Genomic DNA, 24,456 nt, shown 5'->3' with positions numbered 1-24,456 from the left:
CCCGTTCGGCTGCCTCAGCCCTCATCGAGGCAGCCGTTCGGGACCCGCGAACTGTGTGGGCGGTGGGGGCTACGCGCCGACGGCGACCTTGGGCTTGGCCCAGGAACGGCCGCGGGTGTCCTTCAGGATCGTGTACTCCACATCGACGTGCGGCTCGATGGCGCTGTACTTGTCGTTCGGCGCGCCGATCACCAGTTGGAAGCCCAGGCCCCGCCACGCGCCGATCGCGCGCTTGGTGAAGTGCGCGTCAGCCTTGATCAGCGCCTCGTCCATGAACACCGGCGCGTAACGCGGGCGTTCGGCCCCGGCATCCCCCAGCTGATACCGCAGCGCGGCGCCGACGATGAACGCGACCAGCTCCTGCGACTCGCCACCGGACTTCTCGCCGATGTGGTCGTACAGCGCGACGTGCTCGCCGGTCGCGGCGAGCACCCGCTCGGCCGAGACCCGCACGTGGTTGCGCACGTCGATCAGCTCGGCGAAGTCTGGCGCTGAGCGGCGCATCCGCCCGATCAGCCGGCTCATCCGCCGGTACGCGTTCTCGCGCTCGTCGTCGGTGGACGCCGCCTCGATCAGCCCGCGCACCTCGCGCAGGTCGCGGCGGAACCTCCGTCGCGCCTCGGACTGGCTCTCGCGCGGGGTGATCTGCAACCGGTGGGCGTCGTCGTAGAACGGCAGTTCGCGCATGATGGCGTTGATCGGCTCGATGCGTTCCCTGATCTCGCGCACCGAGCGGCTCAGCGTCGAGTCGAGGCTGGTCAGGTCGTTGCCGGAGAGCCCGAGCAGGCTGTCGCGCCACTCGCGTTCGAGCTCGTGCAGCCCGCTGGTGCGCAGCGCCTCGAGGATGCCCTCGAACTCGTCGACGGACTCGTCCGGGTCGGGCAGCAGGTTCAGGTTCGGCCAGCGCTCCAGGAACGAGGCCATCAGCTGCCGCATCCGCTCGCGCTGCTCGTCATGCGCCTCGGATGCCGCGCGCCGGTCGCCCGCGAGCCGCGCCGCGGCCGTCTTCAGCGCGACGTCCAGCCGGGCGAGCCTGTCGCTCGCGGCATCCTCATCCGAATCCGCCAGGATGAACCGCTCGTCGAGGAACGCCGTCTGCCCGGCATCCAGCTCCATGCCGTCAGCGGCATCCACCACCCGCTGGCAGTCATCGACGTCGTCGGTCACATCGCCCCAGCGCTCGGCGACCTGATCGCGCTGCGCGCTCAGGGCGCCGATCTCATCGCGCAGAGCGGATGCCGTGAGCCTGAGGCTCTCGGCCTGGTGCTTCAGCTGCGCGATCTCGGGGTTCGCACCGGTCACCTCGGCCTCGACGGATGCCCAGCGCTCGAACTCCTGCGAGAGCGCCTCGACGTCGATCTGCTCCCAGGTGATGTCCTGGATCTTCGCGAACGCGGTGAGCCGGTTCTCGATCGCGTCCATCGCGCCTTCGGCGGCGTCCGCGGCATCCGTCGCGGCGACGATCTGCGCGTCGAGCTGCTCGAGCTGCTCCTCGAGATCGTGCAGGCGGCGCTCGTTCGAGAAGCCCAGCACGTTCTCGCGTCCGTGACCGCCGTGCGCTCCGCGGTTGCCCTGTGACATCTGGCCGGTGATCGTCAGCGCCATCGAATGCGCGGACAGCTGCGTGGAGGAGTCCACGCACACGAAACCGAAGCGCTCGTCGAGCCGCTGCTGCAGCCAGCCCGTGAACGGGGTGGGCCGGAAGTCCAGTCGCCCTGGCAGCGTCCGTCCGTCCGCGGCGGACGACGTCGCGAGTCCGGTGTGCACGCCCTCGTACCGCAGCCGGACGGGTGTGCGCACCTGGTCGATGGCCGCGCGGAACGCGGCGACGTTCGCGGCGTCGATGAGCAGCGTCGTGGCGAAGCCGCCGAGCGCGAGGTTGAACGCCTCACGCCACGGCTCGAACTCCGTGCGCACCTCGACCAGCTCTCCGACGAACGGCAGATCGTCGGCGGTGAGACCGGCGGCCCGCGCCAGCAGCATCCGCGCCTCGTGCAGGGCCGACGGGATGCTGCCGTGCACGGCATCCGCCTTCTCGCGCTCCGCGTCGAGCTCGCCGCGGCGGCGCATCAGCGAGCGCCGCGCGGTCTCGGCATCCGCAAAAGCCGCACGCGCGGCACGGCGCGCGGTGCCCTCGCTCTGCACCGCGCGGGCTTCCGCGACGACCGCCGCGAACTCCTCGGCGGTCGCGGCGGACAGTCCGAGCTCCGCCAGTACGGCATCCACCCGGTCGCGCTCGCGACGCACGTCCGTCAGGCGCCGCTCGACCGCACGAAGCTCGCGCTGCGCGGTCTCGAGGCGGTCGCCACCGGACTGCCGCAGCACATCGAGCAGGCCGTCGCGCTCGACCTCGGCGGCATCGACCAGCGCCTTCTTCTCGCGGATGCCGGCATCGAGCATCCGCTTGCGCTCGCCCAGCTCGGTCTCGACCTCGCGCAGCAGATCGAGGCGGCGCTGCGCACGCCACAGAGCGGCGCGGGATGCCGTGTCGGCGAAGTCACCGACCTCGTCGATCAGCCGCACCTGTTCGGCTGCGGCCGCGATCCTCTCCCTGATTCCGCGGATCGGCTCCAGCGCGTTCACCTGCTGGCGGGCGGTGATCATGCTGGTGCGGGTGCTCTCGAGCTCGTCGAAATGCGCCACGACAGCATCCGCCGTCGCCATGGTCTCGGGCTCCTCGAGCACCAGACGCTTGTACAGGTCGTCGACCGTGGTGATCTGCTGACCGGCCTGGATGCGGGCGAGCAGGCTCATCGCCTTCGCCCCCGATCCTGCCGCGCCGATGCCGAGCACGGCGTGCAGGCGGGCCGAGAACTCGCGGTCGGTGCCGAGGGTCTCAAGGCCCATGGCACGCAGCGCCGAGTCGGCGAGGCGCTGCCCGGCCGCCTCCTCCAGGCGGGCGAGGTCGAAGAAGCCGTCAGCGGTGGCGCGCACGCGCACGGTGTCTTCGAGGATGCGGGCGCCCGCGGGGATGTACCAGGCGCGCAGTGCCGTGAACCGCGAACCGTCATGGTCGAGCCAGGTCATCGCGATGGCGGTCCAGGTGTCCTCACCGTCGCCGCGCAGCACGCGCAGCCTGGTGCCCTCTTCGGTACGCGACTCGTCGATCTTGCCACGGCCGTACGAGAGGATGTTGCGCTGCTCGTCACCGCGCGGGCGGCCGGTGATGCCGCCGTTCGAGGCGCCGTTGAACGGGGTGGTGTGCGGCATCATCAGGGCGATGTAGGCATCCATCAGCGTGGATTTACCCGAGCCCGAACCACCGCACAGCAGCGTCGCGTGCGGCGAGAACCGCACCCGGTGGGGCCCGCCGTCGTAGCCGCCCCAGTTCACCAGCTGCAGGTCTTCGGCGACCCACTGCTGGCCGCGGGATTCGGCGGGGATCAGCCCGAAGAGCGTGTCGAGCATCGTCATGAGGCGTCCTCCTGCTGGTCGCCGTCCTCCTGGTCGCCGTGCTGCGCGTCACGCGCCTGCTGGCCGGGCGCCTGCTGGCGCAGCCAGGCACGCAGCTCGGCGAGCTTCTCGGCACTGAGTACCACCTCGACCAGCGGGCTGATCCGGTAGCGTCCGGCCGATTCCTCGTCGATGACGCCCTCGCGGTCGAGCCGGTCGAGCGCCGCACGGATGGCCTTCTGCTGCCGGGCGGTGCTGCCGTCGGCATCGGTCAGGTAGCTGAGCACCGTCTGCTCGACGTCTTCGATGTCGATGCGCGGCGCAGTCCCGCCCGCCGCCGACTCGCGCTGGAACACCGTGCGCAGGTGCACGAGCACGAGCGTCTCGGTGCGGTTGTACGGGGCGTCCTTGAGCAGGATCGGCACCTCGAACTCGTCGGAGCGCACCTGCTGCTTGTACGCCAGGCCGCGACCGAGATCGACGATGAGGCGCAGGTACAGGTCGTGCATACGCGACTCGATGATCTGCTGGTGCTCGAGCAGCAGCGCCCACTCGGCGCGGCTGTCGGCGCTGAGGAAGCGGCGCTGCAGCACGTGCACCAGCACCCGCCGCACCTCGGGGTCGAGGGTGCCGCGGTCGCCGGGGAAGAGCTCGTCGGGGTCGTCCTCCATCGCGACGGGGGCGATGAACGGCGCGTCGGTCGCGGCATCCTGATCCGTTGCGTTCTCGATCTCGATCCCCGTCGCCGTCTCAGGCGCGAACGTCGTGTCAGTCATCGTCTTCCTCCTTCGCCGCGTGGGCGGTGACCGAGACGAACGCGAAGCGTCTGGTCGTGCCATCCGGGCGCAAGGTCTCGACGGTCGACAGACCGTCGGTCTCATCCATGCCGTTGCGGTGGGCGATCTCGAGCAGGCCCACCAGATCCACCGGCCGCCGGGTGTCGTCGGGGGCGTCGCCGAACGCCTCACCCAGGTCGAACCGCTCCCCCAGCCCCGCGACGTACGCCTCGAGCTCGGCGTAGCGCGGTCCGCCCCACGAGCGCGAGTCGGTCTCGAGGTACTCGACGTCCTCGGCATCCGTCAGCGGCGCCGGGGCGCCCGGCGGGCGCACATCGCCGGCCGTCTGGCGGAGACGCCCCAGGTCGATCAGCGGCAGGCTGCGCACCGGGTCGACCGCGGCGTTCGCCGGAGCGGTCTGGGCCCACTGGTGCAGGCCCGAGATGACGTCGCGCAGCAGATCGTCGATCTGCCGGTCGCGCAGCGGGTCGTGCGTCTTCACCTGACCGGTGATCACGTGCGAGGCGCGACGCTGCGCGGCGAGCACCTCTTCCACCCCGAGCTCGACCCGGCGTCCGATCGCGTCGAACTCCGCCCGCTGCCCTCCGTCGAGGAACCGGGCGAACGGATGCGCGAGCAGATCGTGCAGCTGCTCGGCGAGCGCATCGATGCGCTCGGGATCGCCGATCAGGCGCAGCGCTCCGGCGAAAGCCCGACCCTCGGGGGTGGACTGCATGACATCCTTCGCACGCTGCAGGTACTCGCGCAGCACCTCGCCGGTGGGGCGCTCGTCGCGGCGCAGGTGCGCGACCACATCGCGCTGCATGGCCTTGAGCGACTCGGCGACGCGGGTGAAGTCGGCGGGCAGCTCGCGAGCCAGGTGCAGGATGTTCTCGGCCTCCTCGTAGAGCTCCTCGTCGTCGACGGGAACCGTGCCGTGCGCCTGCACGCGCAGGATCTCGGCGTCGAGGACGTCACGCTCGGCGGTCAGCCGCGCGATGCGCTTGACCGGATCGGCCTCGGCCTCATCGGCCAGGCGCTCGACGGCCTCGAGCAGGGTGCGCACGCGGGAGTTCGACACGCGCGTGCGCCCGCCACCGGTTCGTCCGGTGATCTCGAGCGCCTCGACCGCGTGGGCCGAGAGCCGGTACACCTCGACGTCATCGTCGATCTGCTGCACCAGCCAGCCCTGCTTCGCCCAGTTGCGGCACACCTCGCGTCCAGTGCCGGTCGGGATGCGGCGGTCCTCATCGTCGTACCCCGCCGCGCGCAGCTCATCGAGCGCCTCGGCGACCTCGGCATGCGCGTCGGCGACGGGAACCGAGGGCCGGTCAGCGGAGAACAGCATCGACAGCGCGGCGATGACGAACGGCGCCTGCCGACCGTGAAGCAGCCCCAGCGTCGGCGTACGGAAAGCCGCGAGGGAGCGAGAGTATGCCGCCTCGGCACGCGCGCCAGTCACACGCTCCAGTTTATCGGCCGGGGCGGCAGCCTCCTGCGCCGCCCTGGCCCGTGCCTGCAGCCGTCGGGCAGCCGCCCGGCAGCCGCGAGACTTCTCTTCCAGCACGAGGCTTTGCTTCCTGGAGGAAGTCTCGTGCTGGATGGCAAGTCTCGACGGGCGGCGAACCCCTCAGCGGGCCAGCTCCTCCGTCCGCTCGGCCGCCCGCTCCGCCAGCTGCTCGGCGATGCGCCGGGCCCCTCGCACCGCGATGGCGACGCTCATGAGCGTGGGGTTCATGGTGTTGGCCGTGGGGATGAGGGCGTTGCCTCCGACGATGAGGTTGTCGTAGCCCCACACGCGGGACCACGGGTCGGCCACCGAGGTGCCGTCGTCGTCGGCCCCCATCCGCATCGTGCCCATGTAGTGCAGGCTCGAGCCGTTGGGCAGCAGACGCGGTTCGGCGACGAACGCGCCGAGGGCCGCTCCTGCACGGCGGAGGCGGGCGGTCGCCTCCTCGATCTCAGGCTGCTCCGCGTCTGTCAGCGCGTACTCGATGGTCATGTTCGGGAAGCCGCGGTAGTCGAGTTCGCCGTCGTCGAACGTGACGCTGTCCTCGAACCGCGGATGCTTGCGCACGCCGTAGCCCATGTTCACGTACCCCCAGCGGTTTCCGGCGGACGGATGAGAGGGGTCGAGCTGGAACGGAGGGTTCTCGGCGTACATCACCTGGAGCGAGAAGGGGTGGTCCGGCTCGGAGAACGGGATGCGGTTCACCGCGGCGACGGGATCGGCTGCGTTCTGCGCCCGTCGGGCGAGCTCTGCCGAGAACTCGTCATCGGAGACCAGCCCGCTCATGCGCGTGTCGTCGAGTGCGATGGTCGTGATGACGACGTGGTGCTCGGTGAGGTAGCGCCCGAGGGCGCGGGGACGGATGCCGCTGGCCCACAGCAGCTGCGGAGAGCGGAACGCATCGGCCGCGACGACCACGGCATCAGCCGGGAAGAACCCGACCTCTCTCGTCCGCAGGTCCTCGACCGTGAGCCCGGTGACCTCTCCCTTCTCGTGCTCGATCCGCCGTACCAGCGCGAGGTCGCGCAGCTCGAATCGCGCCGACTCGGGCGTCCCGTCTTCGATGAGCGGCCCGAGCACCGTGTCGGCCCCGGCCCACACCATCGACCCGTCGGGCTGGGGATCCCCCGCGACCGGGAGTGTCCCCACGCCGTACCCGGCCGGCAGCTCGTCACCGAACTCATCGTGCAGCACCGAGCGGATGGCGGAGCCGATGGGCGAATCGGAGAAGGCGTCGCTCTGCGCGTGCAGCAGCGCCTCGGCGGCCTCGATCAGCTCCTCCCACTCGTCGTCGGCGATGAAGCCGATCTTCTCGCTGAACGCTGGGCGGGGAATCGCGCACGTCCAGTGCGCTCCCTGGCCGCCGACGTTCGTCGCGGCCGCTGCGGCGGGGAAGCTCGGTGCGTGGGCCGAACCGGGCCCGCCGAAATCGAGCAGGTGCGTTCCCTGGCGTGCGGTGAACATGCCTTCCACGACGACGCCGGCGGGAATGCCGAGGCTCTCGCGGAACGCCCCCGACTGGGGGCCCTGCGACATCTCGCGCGCCCGGGCCTTCGCATCCGGGTCGGCGATGTTGCGGACGCTCTCGCCGGGTACGGCGGTCAGCTGCGGCCCGGCTTCGAACATGACGACGCGCGCGCCGGGGTTCGATTCGAGGATCACGCGGGCGTAGGCGGAGCCGATCGGTCCGCTGCCGACGATGGCGACGGTGGGTGTGTGCGACATGGGAGTACCTCTTCTGGTCACGCGTTGAGCGGTTCGGTGCTGGGGGCGGCTGCCGACTCGGGCTCATCGGCGAGCCGGCCGGCGGGGAGCATAACTGCGGCGATGACGCCGGCGACGTAGGCGACGGCGAGCGACGCGAAGACAGGGGCGAAGACGTCGCGGTAGATCCCGGCGACCGCGGCCTGCACGGCCTCCGACGCCGAATGCACGAACTGCGGGGTGAGGGTCGCGGCGTCGAGCGACGCCGGCAGCAGACCCGCGACCCCGAAGCCGATGACACCGCCGATGATCGCGGTGGCGACGGTCGCTCCGACCTGGCGGACGAGATTGACCGTGGCCGTCATGCTGCCGGTGTCACGGGCCGGCGCCGCGCTCTGCACGATGGCGATGACGAGGCTCATGAAGGCACCCGTGCCCATTCCGACGAGTGCCATGACGACCATCGGCACCCACAGCGGCAGCCCGACCGGTAGTGCCGCCATCACGATGAGCCCCGCCGCGCTGACCACCGGACCGGCGATGCAGTAGATGCGGTAGTGCCCCGTGCGGCTCACCAGCCACCCGGTCGCGAGGTTGCTCACGAGCATCCCGAACACGGTCGCGATCGGGACGAGTCCCGACACGGTGGCGCTCGTGCGGTAGGCCATCTGGAAGTACGTGGGCAGATACGCGGTGATGGAGAAGAGCCCGATTCCGATGATGGCCGAGAGTGCGGCACCGGCGGCGATCGTCGGGTTCGAGAAGAGCCGCAGCGGGATGAGGGGCTCACGCGCGCGCAGCTCGATGAGGAAGAACGCGGCGAGCGCCACGATCGTCACGGCGAATGCGGTGACGGATGCTGCGGCCCGCACGGGGTCGCCGACCCAGGTGACCGCGAGCACCAGCGCGACCATGGCGACCGCGAACGCGACGGAGCCCGCGACATCGAACGGACGCCGGCCGAACCCTGGCAGGCGGGGCACCGCGACCAGCGCGAGGAGGAGTGCGCCGACGCCGAAGGGGATGTTGATCCAGAACACCCACTGCCACCCCCAGTAGTCGGTGATGAGCCCGCCGAGCACGGGGCCGACGAGGATCGCGACAGGGAACGCGGCGCCGATGATGGCGAGGTACCGGGGCCGCTCACGCGGCGTGGTCACGCGGGCGACGATGGTCTGCGACATGAGCTGCAGGCCCGCTGAGCTCATCCCCTGCACGATCCGAGCGGCGATCAGCTGCGGCATGTCCTGCGCGAACCCGCAGGTGAGCGAGGCGACGAGGAAGAGCACGAGCGAGGTCAGGAACACACCACGCGGCCCGACGGCGTCGCCGAGCTTGCCGATCACCGGCAGCAGCATGGTGCTGGCCAGCATGTAGCCGACCACCACCCAGCCCATCTGGGCGAGGGCGCCGAGCTCTCCGGCGACGGTCGCCAACGAGGTCGACACGATCGTGTGATCGAGCGCTCCGAGGATCGCGACGGTGAGGAGGGAGACGATAAGGAGGCGCAGCCTCCACGGTGACATGCTCATACGCGTTCTGACCCGTACGACCGGGCGATCGACGCGACGGGGTGTGCCCCTGGGCGACTTCACCTCAGGGATCGGGCCGCTGTGGCCCCGACGTCACTGTCAATTCTAATCATTCTTTCGTCGAAAAACAACTAAAGAATTCAGCTGCGCCGGCGGGCTCGCGAGCGGGGACGCGCTGCCGGAAGCGCAGGCGCCGTCACCGGGGTCCCCACCGTCGCTGCGAGCTCGCCGATGCCCTCGACGACCATGCGCACCACGTCGCCCTCACGCAACGGCGCTATCGCCGACCCTCTGCCCCACAGCTCACCGAGGCAGCCGCCGTTGCCGACAGTGCCGCTGCCGAGCACATCACCGGGGACAACCCGCGCATTGCGCGATGCATACGCGACGAGCTCGGCGAACGGCCAGCCCATGTTCGAGACGAGGTCCTCCCCGACGAGCTCGCTGTTGACCCACACCTCCGCACGGACCGCCAGGAACCCATCGTCGTCGAGGTACGGAGCGAGTTCGTCGGCGGTCACGATCCACGGCCCCAGGCTGGTGCCGAAGTCCTTGCCCTTCGCAGGGCCGAGCTTCACCTTCATCTCGCGCGACTGGATGTCGCGCGCGGACCAGTCGTTCATGATCGTGTAGCCGAAGATGCGCGATGCGGCCTGCCCCGCAGTCAGATTGGCATCGCCGATTCCCGGCGCACTGCCCAGCACCACGGCGACCTCGAGTTCGAAATCGAGTCGCTCGGTCACAGGCGGTGATACCGGCTCGCCGGGACCGAGGATGGTGTGCGGATTGGTGAAGTAGAAGGTCGGCGCCTGGTACCACTCGGGCACGACCTCGCTGCGACCGTCGACCGAGGCGCTCACCCCTTCGACGTGCTCTTCGAACGCCACGAAGTCACGCACCGCCGCCGGCACGAGGGGTGCGAGCAGGCGCACCTCCTCCAGCGCGGTGCCGGGCTCGGTGCCGACGCGCGCGAATGCCGCGTGGGCGGCATCCAGCCCTCCCGCCAGGATGTCTGCGACCGTCTGCCCGTCAGGGAAGGACACGACGCGTTCGTCGATGACGAACCCCTCACCGACCTCGCCGTTCTTCGTCCAGCGTGCGATCCTCATGCGCGCACCGTGGTCTGCAGGAGCGCGTCCGCGTTGCCGGACAGAATGCGCTGCGAGACGTCTTCGGGAAGATCCGCGGTGCGCACGAGCGAGACCGGGTCGTCGATGCCCATGTCGAACGGGAAGTCACTTCCGAGCACGATCTGCGACGCTCCGGCGATCTCCACGAGGTGCTGCACGGCGGCGGCGTCGTGCACGACGGTGTCGAACCACAGCCTGCGCAGATACGTCGACGGGGCGTGTTCACAGCGCTGCGCTTCGGGACGCACCCGCCACGCGCGATCGGAACGGCCGATCGCGAACGGCAGGTAGCCGCCGCCGTGCGCGGCGACGATCTTGAGCGACGGGTACCGATCGAGCACCCCGGCGAAGATGAGGTGTGAGAGGGCGACCGCGTTCTCAGCGGGCTGACCGACCGTGTTCGAGAGATAGAACCGGTCCAGCCGCTCGTCCAGGCTGCACCCGAAAGGATGCAGGAACACCACGGCGCCGAGTTCCTCGGCACGTGCCCAGAAGGGCTCGAGTCGTTCGTCGGACAGCTCGACGTCACCGGCGAACGATGAGATCTCCACCCCGGCCAGCCCGCGTCCGAGAACCGCGTCATCGAGGCACTCGACGATGCGCTCGGGATGCTGCAGAGGCACGACGCCGAGCCCGGTGAGCCGCTTGGGCGCCTCGGCGACGTGCGCCGCGATCAGGCGGTTCGTCTCCAGTGCCACCCACACCGCAAGACCCTCGGGCGCCCACGGATAGAAGTGGTTCGGGGAGACGCTGACCCACTGACGATCGACCCCGACGGCGTCCATCGCGGACAGGCGCGCTCCCACCTGGGTGAGCTTCGGGATGCGCGCGCCGATCATCGCCCCGGAGGCCGCGAGGCTCTCAGCCCCGTTGCGGCGCCGCTCGAGTTCGGCGGCCTCGGCGACCAGTCCGGGCACTCGGCGCTCGACCTCGGCATGGAGCGCAGGCAGCAGCAGATGGGCGTGGACGTCGGTGATCATGCCGGCTGTGCCATCTGCTGCGCGATGCCGAAGATCAGGCCTCCGGCGTCGGCGTCGCGATCGCCGTCGATCTGCCACTGCCCCAGTTGCACCGAGGCCTCGACCACGGCCTTCGCACGCGGCAGACGGCGGGCGTGGAACTCGTCCCACAGCGACGCCTCGACGGCGTCGCGCCCGGTGAGCAGCTCAGTGAGCACGAGGGCGTCCTCCAGCCCCTGGGCGGCGCCCTGGGCGATGGTCGGCGGGCAGCTGTGCGCGGCATCACCGAGGATCACGACCCGGCCGCGGTTCCACGGCTCCGACACGAGATGCTTGGTGAACCACGTGTAGTTCGCATGCGCGCCGTTCTCGAGGTCGGCACGGATCGCGTTCCAGGGCCCGTCGTACGCGCGCGACTCCTCGAGCATGATCCGGGTGGCCTCCTCATCGCTCACCGAGAAGCGGTGCTGCGCCTTCTCGACGAGGAACGCGTACATCGTGTCCTCGCCGGTGGGTGTGTACCCGGCGATGTAGACCGGCCCTCCGTAGTACAGCTCGCTGCGCACGACCTCGGACGGGCGTGACACGAAGGAGCGCCAGATGCCCATACCGGTCGGCTCGGGCTTCGTTTCGATGCCGATGAGCTCCCGCACCGCCGAGTTCAGACCGTCGGCTCCGATCAGCAGGCCGTAGGTGCCGAGCACCGCATCGTCGGACGAGACCCACACCGTGTCGGCGTGCTGTTCGACGCCGGTCACCCGCACACCGAACCGCACGTCGGCGCCGGCACGCTGCGCATGATCGAGAAGGATCCGGGCGAGCTCGGGGCGCGGCATCCCCATCGCCGCCGGATAGTCCGGACCTCCGGTCTTGACGTCGGGCAGCTCTGCCACGATCGGCGCTCCCGGTCCCGGGGCGCGCAGGTTGAGGCCCTCGAAGGGGTATCCCGCCGCGCGGATGTCGTCCCACGCGCCGAGCGCGTCGAACACGCGCAGGGCGTTGCCCTGCAGCGAGATGCCGGAGCCCAGCGCGCTGAGCTCGGGCTTCGCCTCGAAGACGTCGACGTCGACGCCCGCCTTGGCCAGCTGGATCGCTGCGGCCAGTCCGGTCACGCCGGCGCCGGCGATGGCGACCTTGTTCACTGCGGTCATGTCAGAACCTCCCTGTTCTGGGTCTGTTGAGAGATGTCAGAGGATGGCGACGGGATTGATCGGAGACCCCACCGCACCGGTGATGGGCAGCGGGGCGGCGGAGAGCAGGAACTCGTAGTCGCCGCGCTCGGCGCAGACGGCGCCGAGCTCGTCGAGATCCCACAGTTCTCCGATCGTGAGCCCGATGTTCGGGATCACGACCTGGTGGAGCGGCTGGAACGCCGCCGCATCGAACTCGTTGGGGCGCACTTCGAAGCCCCAGGTGTCGGTCGCGATCGCGGCGATCTCGGTGCGGTGCAGCCAGGCCGCTGTGGTGAGCGAGAGCCCTGGCGCGGGACCGCCCGCGTAGTCGCCCCAGCCGTCGCGTCTCGTGCGGGTGAGCTGTCCGGTCCGAACGAGCACGATGTCACCGCGGCCGACGCAGCTCGACGAGCCCTGCGCCGCGATGGTCGCATCCAGGTCCGCCGCGGTGATCGCGTAGCCGTCCTCGAGCTCTCCGGTGGCCGGGCGGAGGTGCCGGCCCACGTCGAGCAGGACCCCACGCGAGACGATGACGGATGCCGCATGCTCGATGCCGGTGACGAGGTCACCGTCGCTGGTGACGACGTCGCCGGCACGGCGGCCGTTCCACGCACGACCGTGGTCGAAGATGTGCCCGAGCCCATCCCACTGCGTGGAGCACTGCAGCGGCATGGAGATGTGGTCGTCTGCCCCGCCGATGCCGTGCGGGAAGCCCTGCGCCCCGCGCTCGGCATCCGTCCCTGTGTCCATCATCAGGTGCACGGGGTTGGTCCTGCGACGCCAGCCCTTCTGCGGGCCGTTCATGTCGAAGGACTGCGACAACGACACGACCCTGCCCGCGGTGACCAGGCCGGCGGCTTCGACCCGCTTCGCTGCGTCGATGAAGTTGAGTGTGCCCAGGCGGTCGTCCTCGCCCCACCGGCCCCAGTTGCGGAAGGCCTCGGCCCGCGCGGCGATCTCACTCTCGGGGCTGCTCCGGTCGAGGTCGGCCGGGTTCTCGCTCGTCATGCCTCCACCTCGCTCTCCGCGATGCAGCGAACGCGCTGCGTGCCCAGCCCCTGGATGGTACCGGTCATGACGTCGCCGTCGCGCAGGAACCTCTTCCAGTGCTGGCCGTTGCCTGCGGGGCTGCCCGTCAGCAGCAGATCCCCCGGCAGCAGCGGCATGGTCTGAGAGGCCCCGGAGATGAGTGCAGGGATGTCGAACAGCAGATCCTGCGTCGAGGCGTCCTGCATGATGTCGCCGTTGAGTTCGAGGCGCACGTGAAGGTCGGAACCGTCGGCGAAAGGCGACGGCACCAGGAACGGTCCGGTCGGCAGGAAGCCGGGGGCGTTCTTCGCGCGGTACCAGTCCGTGCCGATCTCCTTCATGTCCTGGCGGAAGACCAGATCGCGCGTGGTCACATCGTTGACGATGGTGTAGCCGGCGACATGGTTCAGTGCTTCCTCGCGTGAGACACGGAACGCCTCGCGTCCGATGACCACGGCGAGTTCGAGCTCCCAGTCGTGCACCTCGCTGTACCCCGGTAGCGTCAGCGGGACGTCATCACCCACCACGCACGCCGGGAGGCCGATGAAGAAGTACGGTTCGCCGTTGGCCTTCCGCTCGTCCATCATCCGCGCGGCGAACTCGCGCGCCTCCTCGGGTGTGCGATCCGTCTTCTGCGTGAGCCCCGCGGCCACGAGCTCGATGACGTGCTGGCGGTAGTTCGCGCCGGTCTGCAGAACCTGCCTCGGCTCGACGGGTGCGGTCAGGGCGACCTCGGCCAGTGGCATCCATTCTTGATCGGGTGCCGAGCTGTCCGCGGCGACGAGCGCGCCGATGCGATCCCAGTCGGGAGCCGCGAGGAATGCGTTCAGATCGGCGGCGCCGAGCTCGTCGGCTCCGAGCGATCGGATCCGGCCGCCCGCGACCACTCCGAGTCGGATCCTCTCACCGTCGCGGTAGCGGGCGAGCGCAAAGGGTGCGTCGAGTCCGGCGCTCGGGTCGTGCAGTGTCATCACTGGTTCTCGCTCTCCATCGTGCGAAGCAGGTACGGGTTCGGGATGCGGGATGCGGAGGAGCGGAGCGTGACCCGCTCCCCCTCTTCCGTCAGCCCTGGCCGTGCTTGGCGTAGGGGTTCAGCAGGGCATCCTTGATCTCCTCCGGCACGCCTTCCTCGGTCGCCGTCGGGCCGTCCGCGGGCGGGAACGACTCGGTCATCGACATCGGCATCGCGCTGTTGCGGTAGAAGTTGTTGGACCCCTGAGACGGCTTCCAGGTGTTGGCCTCCCAGTCGGGCACGTAGTTGCGGTAGCCACCGGTGTTCAGCTCGATACGCAGGCTGGAGGGCTCGCGGTAGTAGAGGAAGTTCTGCTCGCCGATGCCGTGGATCGACGGGCCGTACTCGATCGGGTAGCCGTTCTCACCGAGGACGTCGGCGGCGATGAGCAGCTCTTCGCGGGTGTCGACCCAGAACGCGTAGTGGTTGACGCGGCCGGCGCGGGTGGAGCCATCGAGCACGACACCGAGGTCGTGGGACTTCTCATTGGTCGTGAGCACGGAGAACACCGAGATCGGCGCCTCGTCGAGCTGCGTGCGCGCCATGAAGCGGAACCCGAGCACGTCGACGTGCCACTTCACGAACGCGTCGACGTCGCTCGTGGCGATCGTGACGTGGTCGAGCTGCCTCGGGGCACCTGCGACCTTGCTGCGACGAGAGGGGCGGTCGGGGTAGATCGAGGCGGCGTCGCCCTCGGTGTCGTGGTGACGCGTGACGTCCCAGTGCAGCGTGAGGGTGTGGCCCCACGGGCCGGTGAACCGGTACGCACGGCCGATGGCGTGCACGTCGATCCACTCCCCCTCGATGCCTGTGGCCTCGACCCGCCTGGCGGCCTCCTCGAGCGCTTCGGCGCTGGACGTGCGCCACGCGGCCGTGACGAGGCCGGGCTCATCGCCCGGAACCACCACGACCGAGTACGCGTAGTAGTCACCCCAGCAGCGGAGGTAGACGGCACCGTCGACGCGGTCGACGACGGTGAGGCCGACCTGTTCGACGTAGAAATCGACGGACGCCTCGACATCCGGCGACGTGATGGCCACATATGACAGATGTGACAGCAGCTTGATCATCTTCGATCCCTTTCGGTGAGTCGGCGGGGTGATCCCGTCATCCACTTTTGCCGAAGTCGGGCATATCGAGGAATCCCATATCGTCGATCTTCATGATCACTCACATTTATGCGCCTGCGGTGGCGAGCAAGGCCTCGACGGCGGCCGCGTCGTCACGAAGATCGCGGAGGTCAACCGTCCCCGTGCCTGTGCACACGGCGGCGATCGCGCGACGCAGGGCGACACGGTGCGGGGACTCGAACAGGGCCGGTAGGACACGTCGACCGGTGGAATCGGTGACGGCCACGACGACATCCCGCGCCGCCTCGACCTCGAGACGCGTCTCGGCGAGGGTTGTGACGCGCACGCATCCGAGCGGCCCGGCACCGGGCTGCTCCCCGGCGATCACTGGCACCGCCGCGTCCGGGCCTGCCTCGAGCAGGCCGAGCACCCGCCCGCCGGACGAAGCGCCCGATCGCACCGACAGCCGCGCCCCGGCGATCACTCGGGCCCAGCCGATCGCATCATGCAATGCCGTGCCTAGCTGAGGACGGGGCGCATGACATTCGACGGCGAGGACGGCCGGCGTCGCGATCTCGCTCATCGAGTCCCTGACCAGATCGACGGCGTCAGCGCGCAGCAGGTCGCGCTCGAGGATCACCGGAACGCTCTGCACGACGGCGGCGAGGGCGTCCAGTGACCCGACTGGGGCCGGCGACGGCCGAGAGACGATGATCGCGGCCGCGCCGCGCGCGAGCGCGTCCGCCGCAGCCGAGCACCAGTCGCCCTGACCGTCCACGACCACGATGGAGCCCTCAGCCTCTGGGGCGGACTCGGCGCTTTCGGGCAGCTCGGCGATCGCGACGAGATACGGCTCGAGGCGCGTGACGACCCGCGCCCTCATGCGGCGGACCCTACGAGTGCGGCTGCCTCATCGGCGAGGCGGAGGGCGTAGCGCGCGTCGTCGAGCAGTTCGTCGTACTCCACCGGGAGCCCGGCGTCGAGCAGTTCGGCGAGGGCGCGCCACTCGGCGATGTACCCGTCGATGGCGCCCTGCGAATAGAGCGTGTCGCGACCGTCAGCCGTGCGCACGCGGACCTCCGCGCCGCCCGCGTGCACGAAGGCAGGCGGGAAGGTCACGTCGACCCGCTCGCCGGAGGTCGTGACGGTGATGCGCCAGAGCGCGTCGGCGCCGCCGGGCAGCATCACGGTCGTGAACTGGACGGGGATGCCCTGCGCGATGAAGCCCACGGCGCACCCCAGCGGCGGGACTGCCCGAGCGAAGAGCACCCTCTCCAGCCGTGGGGCGAGGTCGCGCACGAGCGGGAGGTCATGGATGCCGAGTCCGACGAGAAGCCGCCGGACGACATCGGCTGCGATCTCGGGCCGGGTGAGATCGGGTGGCCGATGTCCGCCGGAAGCGACAGGAATCTCGGCGACGAGCTCGTGATAACGCGTATTGGGTGGCAGGGCGAGGGTCACGGAGATCGAGACGACCTGGCCGCCGGACCGGGCGAGGTGGTGCTTCGCCCGACCCCACGCGGGATCGAAGCAGTGATTGGTGCCGACGATCAGCGGCACTCCGGCCCGTCGGCATACCTCGGCGGCCTCCTCCGCCTGCTCGATCGTCACTGCCAGCGGCTTCTCGCAGAAGACGGCGCGCTTGCCCGCTTCGACCGCGGCGATGACATGCCGGGCATGCTCGTCCGGCGGGCTGCAGATCGCGACGACATCCACATCGTCATCCGCCAGCAGCGTCTCGATGCCGGTCGATGAGCGCGCACCCACCTGCCCGGCGAGCGCCGCAGCGCGGCCGCTGCCCGCATCGGCGACGTGCGCGATGCGGAAGGTCTCCGCCAGCCGGGCCAGCGTCGGGACGTGCAGTGCGGCCACGCCCGGACCGGCGCCGATGATTCCCACACCGAGCGTCATGTCGCCTCCTCGCTTTCGCACGAAGCGTACCTAAGTTTGAAGACGTTTGACTATAGATTGCGCGAAATCCGCCGGAACGACACCCAGTTATGCAACAATCGACCATGGCCAGAGAGTCCACGCTGCGATTCGGCGCACAGACTGACGAGATGACGAGCCTTCTGCGCATCGTCAACATGGTTCGCACAGGCGAGGCGACGACCCGCCCCGAGATCGGCCGCGTGACGGGATTGGGCCGGGGGGTCGTGACGCAGCGCGTCGATCACGCGATCGAGATCGGCTATCTCGCCGACGGCGAGTTCGGCCCCTCGTCCGGCGGCCGCGCCCCGCGCACACTTCGCTTCCGCGGCGACGCGGGACGAATCGTGGTGTGCGCGCTCGGCGCCCTGCACATCCACGTCGGCGTGGCCCTCCTGGACGGAGACGTCATCGATCAGGCTCACGCCCGCTGGGACATCTCCAAAGGCCCCGCCGAGACGCTGGATGAGGCGCTCCGCCTGATCGACGAACTGCTCGGCCGCACGCCAGACCTGCCCGTCTGGGGTATCGGGGTCGGCGTGCCCGGACCCGTGGACTTCGAAAGCGGACGTCCGGTCGCGCCGCCGATCATGCCCGGATGGAATGGCTTCGACGTGCGGCGTCGATTCGAGCAGCGCTACGACGTCCCGGTCTGGGTGGACAACGACGTCAATCTGCTGACCTTCGGCGAGCGCGCACGCCGCGGTGACGAGCACCTGGACCTCATCTACTGCAAGATCGGCTCCGGCATCGGTGCCGGCCTGTTGTCACACGGCCGCATCCATCGAGGCGTCAACGGCGCAGCCGGTGACATCGGCCACGTTCGGGTGCGGGACTCCGAGGTCCTGTGCCGGTGCGGCAAGGTCGGCTGCCTCGAAGCAGTGGCCGGCGGCTGGGCATTGATCCGCGACGCACTCGCCGAGATCGAAGCAGGAGCGACGGGTGTGCTGGCCGCCGCCGTCTCGGCGGGCGATGAGCTCACGCCCGAGCTCATCTCATCGGCCGCCGAGGACGGCGACGCACTCGCCATCCGCCTCGTGCAGCGCTCGGCGCGAGTCGTCGGAGAGTCGATCGCCGCGCTCGTGAACATGTTCAACCCGTCGGTCATCGTGATCGGGGGCGCCATGGCGGGGGCGGGCGAGCTGCTGCTCGCCGAGGTGCGCCAGCGCGTGTACGAGCTCTCGATCCCCCTGGCTACACGCGATCTGACCATCGCAACGTCTGTGAGTGATCGCCGCGAGCCGCTGCGCGGCGGCGTGGAGATGGTGCGCGAGCAGTTGTTCGATGTGACCTTCCCACGCTGGTTCGGCGACGGACGACCGTCGATCGATGCGATCCGCGGCACCGCCGAGATCGCGCCGTGATGACACAATCGCACTTCTTCCAATAACCGGCATAAGCGTGTATTTTTCTGCCAGAAGCCGTACGGCTGTGGACAAGGGAGTACACGCATGACGTTGCCGCTGCTGCTGGACGATGCACTTGAGACGACCGACTCCGGCTTCGTCCTGCGGCTGAGCCTGCCGTGGATCCGATCCATGCCCCTCGCCGCAGTCACCCACCTCGAGGTGCGGGTCGACGGCTCCTCCATCCCGGTCAGAGCAGCCATCGACGGGAGGCGGATCGCACCGGGTTCACTCACCCGGGAACCCGGCTGGTGGTTCATTCAGGATCGACTCGAACTGCATTGCGCGCAGGTCCTCCCTCCGGGCGAACACGACGTCGCGGTGTCGATGAGGCTGCACGTGCCCTACCTGCCCGCAGGACCCGACGCACCACTCGTGCTGCGGTTCCATGACGAACGCCCGCTCACCCCCGTCGCACCGCACACCCCCGTCGCGCCGCACACCCCCGGCGCACCGCACACCCCCGGCGCACCGCACAGTGCCGATGCCGGGACCGGCACCGATCCTCGCGAGGCAGCGGGTGCAGCGGTCACGGAGCGGACCATCGATCCGCCCTCCGACCCCGAGGACTGGATGCTGTCGGCGAGTGCGTTCAACTGGACTCGTGAGGTGATCGGCACCGCACGATCAGCGGCCGACATCGCGATCGGAATCGTGGCGGATGACATCGCGCCGGCGATCGAGATCGAGCCCGGCCAGATGTGGCGATCGTTCCCGGAGCCGTCCACCGCGGACGTCGACGCGTTCCGCACGCGCCTGGCAGCTGCAGGGGGTCGCGTGACGATCGTCGGGGCGAGTCTGGACGACTGGGCCTCCCCGTCGCGACGGCGCACCGAGCAGGAGCGATTCGCGTTCCTCGCACCGCAGCTGCGCGCGGCTGCCCGGCTGGGCGCCCGAGGCGTTCGCGTGCCCTTCGGCCAGGCGGGCCGTGATCTCCTGCGCCTCGTGCAGCCGGTGCTGAACGAGTTCGACATCGTTCTCTACGAGGAGATCCAGGGCCCGCAGTCACTCGATGCGCCCGACACCGCGGCGAACCTGACGCTCCTGCACGACCTCGATGACCCGCACCTGCGCGTATTGATCGACATCAGCATGCTCATGCCGTCGCTGCCGCCGAGCTACCTCGACGCGCTGCGCCGTGCGGGCGTGGATGCCGCGCTCACCACGCGGCTCGAGCAGGAGTGGCAGTCATCCGAGACGCAGTCAGCCGTACGCGACGCACTGCGGGGCGGGCAGGTCCCCGCGGCCGCGCACATGCTCTTCATGAACCTGCTCGTGCGCTTCGGACGCTCTCAGATCGCCGACCTCGAGCCTCTGCTCCCCCTGACAGGCGCCGTCCACCTCAAGTTCTGGGATCTCGACGATGACGACGACCGGGTCTCGGGTCCGATCCGCGACATCGGCGCCGCTCTGCGCCGCAGCGGCTTCACCGGCAGCCTGACCAGCGAATGGGGCGGCCACGAGTGGCTCGAAGCCGACGCGGCCACCATGACACGCAGCCACCTGGCCCTCGCGCGGCGGGCACTGTCAGACCACGCTCAGCCCTCGCCGTTGTAGTACGGCCACGGCAGGAAGCGCCGCTCGCCGCGGCGGTCGGGACCGCTGAGCGTGACCTCGCCCGTCGCAGCCCACTCGACGCCCCGCGGGAACATCCGGATGAACTCCACACGCCGGAACGTGTCGATGTCGTGACCGATCGTGATCGTGAAAGATCTCCCGGCGCCGTACTCGTTGATCCAGGCGATCGGCTGGTCGGTGTTCATACCGGGCAGCGCCGCCACGCCCTCCTGCGGGATCGCGACCGGGTAGTGCGACATGGGCCAGTTCGGCGCGTTCACGTAGGACTCGAGGTCGTCGTAGGTGGTCAGAAGAACCTGCGCACCGTCGAGGATCTCGACGCCCGTGAGGATGTCGTCGCCGGTCACCGTCCACCGCGCGCTGATCCCCTCGGTGATCGCGTGTCGCGGCTCGACGGTGTCGAGCTGCGCCTCACCCCACGGCCGTGGCCGCAGCCCGCCGGCCACGGTCATCCTCGAGCCGCGCATCACGTTGTACTCCTGCGGATGCCCCCAGTCGTCCTCCTGTGCCGCTGAGCCGTGGAACCACACGATGCCCTTGCCGTCGTCGTGCACGAACCTGAGCAGTGCGGCATCCGTCTCCTCGCCGAAGCCGATCGCCTTCTCGTGGTAGCCGTCGCGCCCCTCGAACACGACGATCACGACGTCGTACCGGTCGATGACCTCGGCGCCGAGGCCCCGAGGGTCCTCGATCACCCGCACGCGGAAACGCCCGGTGTCCTCGAGCAGGGTCGTCAGCCACTGGTTGTGCTGGCGGAAGCTGCGGAACTCGTTGTCGTGCTCCCGGGTCATGTGACCGGAGAGGATGAGCACATCCAGGATCTCGCCCATACTCGCCGTCACTCGGTCTTGGTCGAGAACGCCGCGTCGAAGGCTGCCGCCGGGGGCGTGATGGCGTTCAGCTCGCGCACGAACGCGATCGCCTCCGGCGCGCCGTGCAGACGATCCATTCCGGCATCCTCCCATTCGACCGACGTGGGGCCGGTATAGCCGATCGCATTCAGCGCGCGGAACAGCGGCTCCCACGGCACCTCGCCGTGCGCGGTGGACACGAACGTCCACCCGCGGCGCGGGTGGGCCCATGGCAGGTGCGACCCCAGCACGCCGTTGCGGCCGTCGAGGTTGGTGATCGACTCCTTCACATGCACGTGGAGGATGTGGTCGGCGAAGTCGAGCACGAACGCGACGGGATCCAGCTGCTGCCACATGAAGTGCGACGGATCGAAGTTGATGCCGAAGCTCTCGCGGTGGCCGATCGCCTCGAGGGTCGCCTTCGCCGTCCAGTAGTCATAGGCGATCTCGGACGGATGCACCTCGAGCGCGAAGCGCACTCCGACCTCTTCGAACACGTCGAGGATCGGGTGGAAGCGATCCGCGAAATCCCGGTAGCCGGCCGCGATCCACTCGTCTGAGGCCGGCGGGAACATCGCCACGGCCTTCCAGATCGACGATCCGGTGAACCCGGTGACCGTCTTGACGCCGAGTTTCGCGGCGAACCGGGCGGTCATCTTCAGCTCCTCGGCAGCGCGCTGACGCACACCCTCCGGGTCGCCGTCACCCCACACGCGGTCGTTCAGGATGTCGCGGTGCCGCTCGTCGATCGGGTCGTCGCAGACGGCCTGACCGGCGAGATGGTTGGAGATGGCCCAGGCCTTCAGCCCGTTGCGCTCGAGGATGTCCAGGCGCGACTGCACGTAGTCGGCGTCATCCCAGCGGGAGACGTCGATGTGATCACCCCAGCAGGCGATCTCGAGGCCGTCATAGCCCCACTCGCCCGCGAGGCGGGCGACCTCTTCGAACGGCAGGTCGGCCCACTGACCGGTGAACAGCGTGATCGGACGTGACATGTCTATCCCTTCACAGTGGCGTCGGCATCGACGCGGGTCCAGGCGGAGTCGTCGGCCGAGCTCGCTTCGACGGCGGCGAGCACGCGCTGCACCGACAGCCCGTCCTCGAACGACGGGTGGGGGTCCGTGCCCTCGGCGATCGCGGTGACGAGGTCGACCACCTGGTGGCTGAAGCCGTGCTCGTAGCCGAGCATGTGCCCCGCCGGCCACCAGCCGGCCAGATACGGATGCTGAGGCTCGGTCACGAGAATGCGGGTGAACCCCTGCGTCGACTCGGGAGCGGTGCGGTCGTAGAACCAGAGGGTGTTGAGGTCCTCAAGGTCGAACCGCAGCGCGCCCCTGTCACCGGACACCTCGATCGAGAGGTCGTTCTTCCGTCCGGTCGCGAAGCGCGAGGCCTCGAACGAGACGAGCGCTCCGGTCGACAGCCGGCCGGAGAACAGCGCGATGTCGTCGACCGTCACGTCACCGTAACCGTCGGCAGCCGTTCCCGCCAGCCCCACCCCGGAGGCCTGCAGCGGACGCTTCCTGACGATCGTGTCGACGACACCCGATACCGAGGTGACGTCGAGTCCGGTCACGAACTGCGTCATGTCGATGATGTGCGCGCCGATGTCGCCGAGAGCGCCCGAACCGGCGTGCTCCTTCTGCAGTCGCCACGCCAGCGGCATCGCGGGATCCACGAGCCAGTCCTGCCGGTACGCGGCCCGCACCTGAGCTATCCGCCCCACCGCGCCCTGTGCGATCAGATCACGCAGCAGCGTGACGGCGGGAACGCGACGGTAGGTGAAGCCCACCATGGAGCGGACGCCGCGTGCGGCTGCTCGTGCAGCGGCATCCGCCATCGCAGTCGCCTCGTCCACCGTGTTCGCCAGCGGCTTCTCGCACAGCACGTGCTTGCCTGCTTCCAGCGCGGCGATCGCGATCTCGGCGTGCGAGTCACCGGGCGTGACGATGTCGACCAGATCGATGTCGTCGCGGGCGACCACCTCGCGCCAGTCGGTCGCCCACTCCGACCAGCCCCACTGTGCGGCCGAGGCGGCGACCTTCTCCGGATCGCGACCGACCACGACCGCCATCTCGACATCGTCGGGCAGGTCGAACATCCGCGGCGCCTGCCGCCAGCCGACGGAGTGCGCGGCACCCATGAAGCCGTGACCGATCATGGCCACCCGGATGGTCATGCCAGCACCAGTTCACGCTCGACGGGGACGCGGTTGGTGACGTAGCGGCCGGGTCCGCCGTCGACGCCCGGCATGATCTGCATGTAGAGCAGGCGCATCGTCAGCACGACCTCGACCGTGATCCTCTCGCCCGCGGCGGGAACCTCGTCGAGGTGGATGAGCACATCCGGACGATCTGCGACGAACCACAGGGTGTCGGATCGCTCGGGAAGCTCGGTCACGCTGTACTCGCTGCCGGCGAGTGCGAAGCGCAGGTCGTCGGTGGGCACCGGAGTGCCGTTGACGGTCACTGCGACGTCGTCGACCGCCGAGAGCCAGAGGCTGCGGTACCAGGGCAGCTGCACCGAGACCGCGAGTCCGTCGTCAGTGCGACGGACGTCCTTCTCGGAGAAGAGGGAGTTGTGAGTGGCCATGATGCCTCCTAGGCGAAAGTGTCGGTGAATCGCTCGTGCGCCACCGGCGGCACGGGCTCGAGCTTCTGGACGGTCTCGGGGCTGTAGGGATGGTTGGTCGCCGGAACAGGCTCGTCGGCGGGCGGCATGAAGACCGGCTTGCCGTCATCGCCGAAGTACATCAGGTCGAGGTCGAAGGCGTCCTGGTTCTTCAGACCGAAGCTCACCCAGTTCTCCTCGAACGGGGCACGCGCGAGCTCGTAGCAGCGGAACTTCCAGAACCTCCACTCGCCGTCCTGCTTGAGGAAGTCGATCGCGTACTTGCACCACACCCAGTGCGCCCAGACCTTCTTGCCGAGCACCTCGTCGGGCGAGTACATGTCGGGGAACGCCTGTGCGACCTCCGGGTCGGTCAGTCCGGACTCGGTGCCGGCCATCAGCCACACGCCCTTCGCCGTCCGCCCGTCGCCTGCGATCTCGATCACAGGCGTCGTCGTGGCGTGGAGGATGAGCTTTCCCTGCGGGGAGGGACGGTCGCGGTGATAACGCGTGACGCTCTCCCACGTGGTGTACTGCCCGGCGTTGGTGTAGCGGGCACGGATGCCCTCGGTGCCCTCCTTGACCCACAGCGGGATGATCTGCTCGTCCTGGAACGCGTTGTGCAGGTACATGTAGCGGTTGAATAGGTTCTCCACCTGGCCGCGGTCCTCCGCGCGCTGCGCGAGCCGCTGGGCACCCGCGACCTGTTCCCGCAGCCGCGCCACTTCGGCGGCGAGCTGCGAGACGTCGACGACGGTGTCGGTCATGTCACTCCTTGTGATCCGTATACCGGGC

The 24,456-nt window shown here is 69.4% G+C and carries 20 protein-coding genes; 2 read left to right on the top strand and 18 right to left on the bottom strand.

The features are described from left to right. Window positions 1-69: 69 nt before the first annotated feature. The 13 genes from H7694_RS03010 to H7694_RS02950 form a co-directional block, all read right to left on the bottom strand. Window positions 70-3,414, bottom strand: coding sequence for an ATP-binding protein (locus H7694_RS03010; protein WP_193598073.1), 3,345 nt, complete (start codon window positions 3,412-3,414; stop codon window positions 70-72). Next, a complete protein-coding gene (locus H7694_RS03005; protein ID WP_193598072.1) occupies window positions 3,411-4,169 on the bottom strand; it encodes a DUF4194 domain-containing protein in 759 nt (252 codons plus the stop codon). The genes H7694_RS03010 and H7694_RS03005 overlap by 4 nt, the downstream gene beginning before the upstream one ends. Continuing rightward, the gene (locus H7694_RS03000) at window positions 4,162-5,631 is read right to left on the bottom strand and encodes a DUF3375 domain-containing protein (RefSeq protein ID WP_193598071.1); all 1,470 of its coding nucleotides are present in this window, start codon (window positions 5,629-5,631) and stop codon (window positions 4,162-4,164) included. The genes H7694_RS03005 and H7694_RS03000 overlap by 8 nt, the downstream gene beginning before the upstream one ends. Window positions 5,632-5,799: 168 nt before the next feature. Next, window positions 5,800-7,404, bottom strand: coding sequence for a GMC oxidoreductase (locus H7694_RS02995; RefSeq protein WP_193598070.1), 1,605 nt, complete (start codon window positions 7,402-7,404; stop codon window positions 5,800-5,802). A gap of 17 nt (window positions 7,405-7,421) precedes the next feature. Further along, window positions 7,422-8,909, bottom strand: a complete 1,488-nt coding sequence (locus tag H7694_RS02990; protein ID WP_227468257.1) for an MFS transporter — start codon at window positions 8,907-8,909, stop codon at window positions 7,422-7,424. A gap of 146 nt (window positions 8,910-9,055) precedes the next feature. Continuing rightward, window positions 9,056-10,024, bottom strand: coding sequence for a fumarylacetoacetate hydrolase family protein (locus H7694_RS02985; protein WP_193598068.1), 969 nt, complete (start codon window positions 10,022-10,024; stop codon window positions 9,056-9,058). After that, window positions 10,021-11,025 (bottom strand): amidohydrolase family protein, encoded by a 1,005-nt coding sequence (locus H7694_RS02980; protein WP_193598067.1) that lies wholly within the window; start codon window positions 11,023-11,025, stop codon window positions 10,021-10,023. Before H7694_RS02980 ends, H7694_RS02985 begins: the two co-directional genes overlap by 4 nt. Then, window positions 11,022-12,155 carry an FAD-dependent oxidoreductase gene (locus H7694_RS02975; RefSeq protein WP_193598066.1) on the bottom strand — a complete coding sequence of 378 codons (1,134 nt, stop codon included), beginning with the start codon at window positions 12,153-12,155 and terminating at the stop codon, window positions 11,022-11,024. The genes H7694_RS02980 and H7694_RS02975 overlap by 4 nt, the downstream gene beginning before the upstream one ends. 36 nt (window positions 12,156-12,191) lie before the next feature. Next, a complete protein-coding gene (locus tag H7694_RS02970; protein WP_193598065.1) occupies window positions 12,192-13,184 on the bottom strand; it encodes a cyclase family protein in 993 nt (330 codons plus the stop codon). Next, window positions 13,181-14,176 (bottom strand): fumarylacetoacetate hydrolase family protein, encoded by a 996-nt coding sequence (locus tag H7694_RS02965; RefSeq protein WP_193598064.1) that lies wholly within the window; start codon window positions 14,174-14,176, stop codon window positions 13,181-13,183. Before H7694_RS02965 ends, H7694_RS02970 begins: the two co-directional genes overlap by 4 nt. 91 nt (window positions 14,177-14,267) lie before the next feature. Further along, on the bottom strand, window positions 14,268-15,287 hold the full coding sequence (locus H7694_RS02960) for a VOC family protein (RefSeq protein ID WP_193598063.1): 1,020 nt from the start codon (window positions 15,285-15,287) through the stop codon (window positions 14,268-14,270). 106 nt (window positions 15,288-15,393) lie between these two features. Next, window positions 15,394-16,170 carry a hypothetical protein gene (locus tag H7694_RS02955; RefSeq protein ID WP_193598062.1) on the bottom strand — a complete coding sequence of 259 codons (777 nt, stop codon included), beginning with the start codon at window positions 16,168-16,170 and terminating at the stop codon, window positions 15,394-15,396. Beyond that, entirely contained in the window at window positions 16,167-17,198 is a 1,032-nt protein-coding gene (locus tag H7694_RS02950) for a Gfo/Idh/MocA family protein (protein WP_193598061.1), read from the bottom strand. The genes H7694_RS02955 and H7694_RS02950 overlap by 4 nt, the downstream gene beginning before the upstream one ends. 104 nt (window positions 17,199-17,302) lie before the next feature. On the opposite strand from H7694_RS02950, the gene H7694_RS02945 reads away from it, so the two are divergent. Both H7694_RS02945 and H7694_RS02940 read left to right on the top strand, forming a co-directional pair. Next, window positions 17,303-18,580: an ROK family protein gene (locus H7694_RS02945; RefSeq protein WP_193598060.1), complete on the top strand. Its 1,278-nt coding sequence runs from the start codon at window positions 17,303-17,305 to the stop codon at window positions 18,578-18,580. 87 nt (window positions 18,581-18,667) lie between these two features. Continuing rightward, window positions 18,668-20,179, top strand: a complete 1,512-nt coding sequence (locus tag H7694_RS02940; protein ID WP_227468256.1) for a hypothetical protein — start codon at window positions 18,668-18,670, stop codon at window positions 20,177-20,179. On the opposite strand, the gene H7694_RS02935 is transcribed toward H7694_RS02940, so the two are convergent. Genes H7694_RS02935 through H7694_RS02915 form a run of 5 tightly spaced genes read right to left on the bottom strand, consistent with a single transcriptional unit; the run spans window position 20,161 to window position 24,428 of the window. Beyond that, window positions 20,161-21,030, bottom strand: coding sequence for a ThuA domain-containing protein (locus H7694_RS02935; protein WP_193598059.1), 870 nt, complete (start codon window positions 21,028-21,030; stop codon window positions 20,161-20,163). The genes H7694_RS02940 and H7694_RS02935 overlap by 19 nt on opposite strands. An 8-nt stretch (window positions 21,031-21,038) precedes the next feature. Next, window positions 21,039-22,046, bottom strand: coding sequence for a sugar phosphate isomerase/epimerase family protein (locus H7694_RS02930; RefSeq protein WP_193598058.1), 1,008 nt, complete (start codon window positions 22,044-22,046; stop codon window positions 21,039-21,041). A gap of 2 nt (window positions 22,047-22,048) precedes the next feature. Further along, a complete protein-coding gene (locus H7694_RS02925) occupies window positions 22,049-23,230 on the bottom strand; it encodes a Gfo/Idh/MocA family protein (protein ID WP_193598057.1) in 1,182 nt (393 codons plus the stop codon). Further along, entirely contained in the window at window positions 23,227-23,643 is a 417-nt protein-coding gene (locus H7694_RS02920) for a DUF6379 domain-containing protein (RefSeq protein WP_193598056.1), read from the bottom strand. Before H7694_RS02920 ends, H7694_RS02925 begins: the two co-directional genes overlap by 4 nt. Before the next feature lie 8 nt (window positions 23,644-23,651). Next, entirely contained in the window at window positions 23,652-24,428 is a 777-nt protein-coding gene (locus H7694_RS02915) for a nuclear transport factor 2 family protein (RefSeq protein ID WP_193598055.1), read from the bottom strand. Window positions 24,429-24,456 lie beyond the last annotated feature (28 nt).

Origin of the sequence: Microbacterium sp. YJN-G (assembly GCF_015040615.1) — a bacterium.
Classification (GTDB): domain Bacteria; phylum Actinomycetota; class Actinomycetes; order Actinomycetales; family Microbacteriaceae; genus Microbacterium.
Note: the sequence above shows the minus strand (reverse complement) of the source record. Positions and strands in the feature narration are given on the sequence as shown.

Coding starts and splice junctions, on each gene's coding strand:
- H7694_RS02925 (WP_193598057.1), bottom strand. CDS start 23,230: ATGACCATCCGGGTGGCCATGATCGGTCACGGCTTCATGGGTGCCGCG.
- H7694_RS02930 (WP_193598058.1), bottom strand. CDS start 22,046: ATGTCACGTCCGATCACGCTGTTCACCGGTCAGTGGGCCGACCTGCCG.
- H7694_RS02985 (WP_193598068.1), bottom strand. CDS start 10,024: ATGAGGATCGCACGCTGGACGAAGAACGGCGAGGTCGGTGAGGGGTTC.
- H7694_RS02915 (WP_193598055.1), bottom strand. CDS start 24,428: ATGACCGACACCGTCGTCGACGTCTCGCAGCTCGCCGCCGAAGTGGCG.
- H7694_RS02965 (WP_193598064.1), bottom strand. CDS start 14,176: ATGACACTGCACGACCCGAGCGCCGGACTCGACGCACCCTTTGCGCTC.
- H7694_RS02980 (WP_193598067.1), bottom strand. CDS start 11,025: ATGATCACCGACGTCCACGCCCATCTGCTGCTGCCTGCGCTCCATGCC.
- H7694_RS02995 (WP_193598070.1), bottom strand. CDS start 7,404: ATGTCGCACACACCCACCGTCGCCATCGTCGGCAGCGGACCGATCGGC.
- H7694_RS02990 (WP_227468257.1), bottom strand. CDS start 8,909: ATGTCACCGTGGAGGCTGCGCCTCCTTATCGTCTCCCTCCTCACCGTC.
- H7694_RS02935 (WP_193598059.1), bottom strand. CDS start 21,030: ATGGGCGAGATCCTGGATGTGCTCATCCTCTCCGGTCACATGACCCGG.
- H7694_RS02960 (WP_193598063.1), bottom strand. CDS start 15,287: ATGATCAAGCTGCTGTCACATCTGTCATATGTGGCCATCACGTCGCCG.
- H7694_RS03010 (WP_193598073.1), bottom strand. CDS start 3,414: ATGACGATGCTCGACACGCTCTTCGGGCTGATCCCCGCCGAATCCCGC.
- H7694_RS02945 (WP_193598060.1), top strand. CDS start 17,303: ATGGCCAGAGAGTCCACGCTGCGATTCGGCGCACAGACTGACGAGATG.
- H7694_RS02955 (WP_193598062.1), bottom strand. CDS start 16,170: ATGAGGGCGCGGGTCGTCACGCGCCTCGAGCCGTATCTCGTCGCGATC.
- H7694_RS02975 (WP_193598066.1), bottom strand. CDS start 12,155: ATGACCGCAGTGAACAAGGTCGCCATCGCCGGCGCCGGCGTGACCGGA.
- H7694_RS03005 (WP_193598072.1), bottom strand. CDS start 4,169: ATGACTGACACGACGTTCGCGCCTGAGACGGCGACGGGGATCGAGATC.
- H7694_RS02920 (WP_193598056.1), bottom strand. CDS start 23,643: ATGGCCACTCACAACTCCCTCTTCTCCGAGAAGGACGTCCGTCGCACT.
- H7694_RS02970 (WP_193598065.1), bottom strand. CDS start 13,184: ATGACGAGCGAGAACCCGGCCGACCTCGACCGGAGCAGCCCCGAGAGT.
- H7694_RS02940 (WP_227468256.1), top strand. CDS start 18,668: ATGACGTTGCCGCTGCTGCTGGACGATGCACTTGAGACGACCGACTCC.
- H7694_RS02950 (WP_193598061.1), bottom strand. CDS start 17,198: ATGACGCTCGGTGTGGGAATCATCGGCGCCGGTCCGGGCGTGGCCGCA.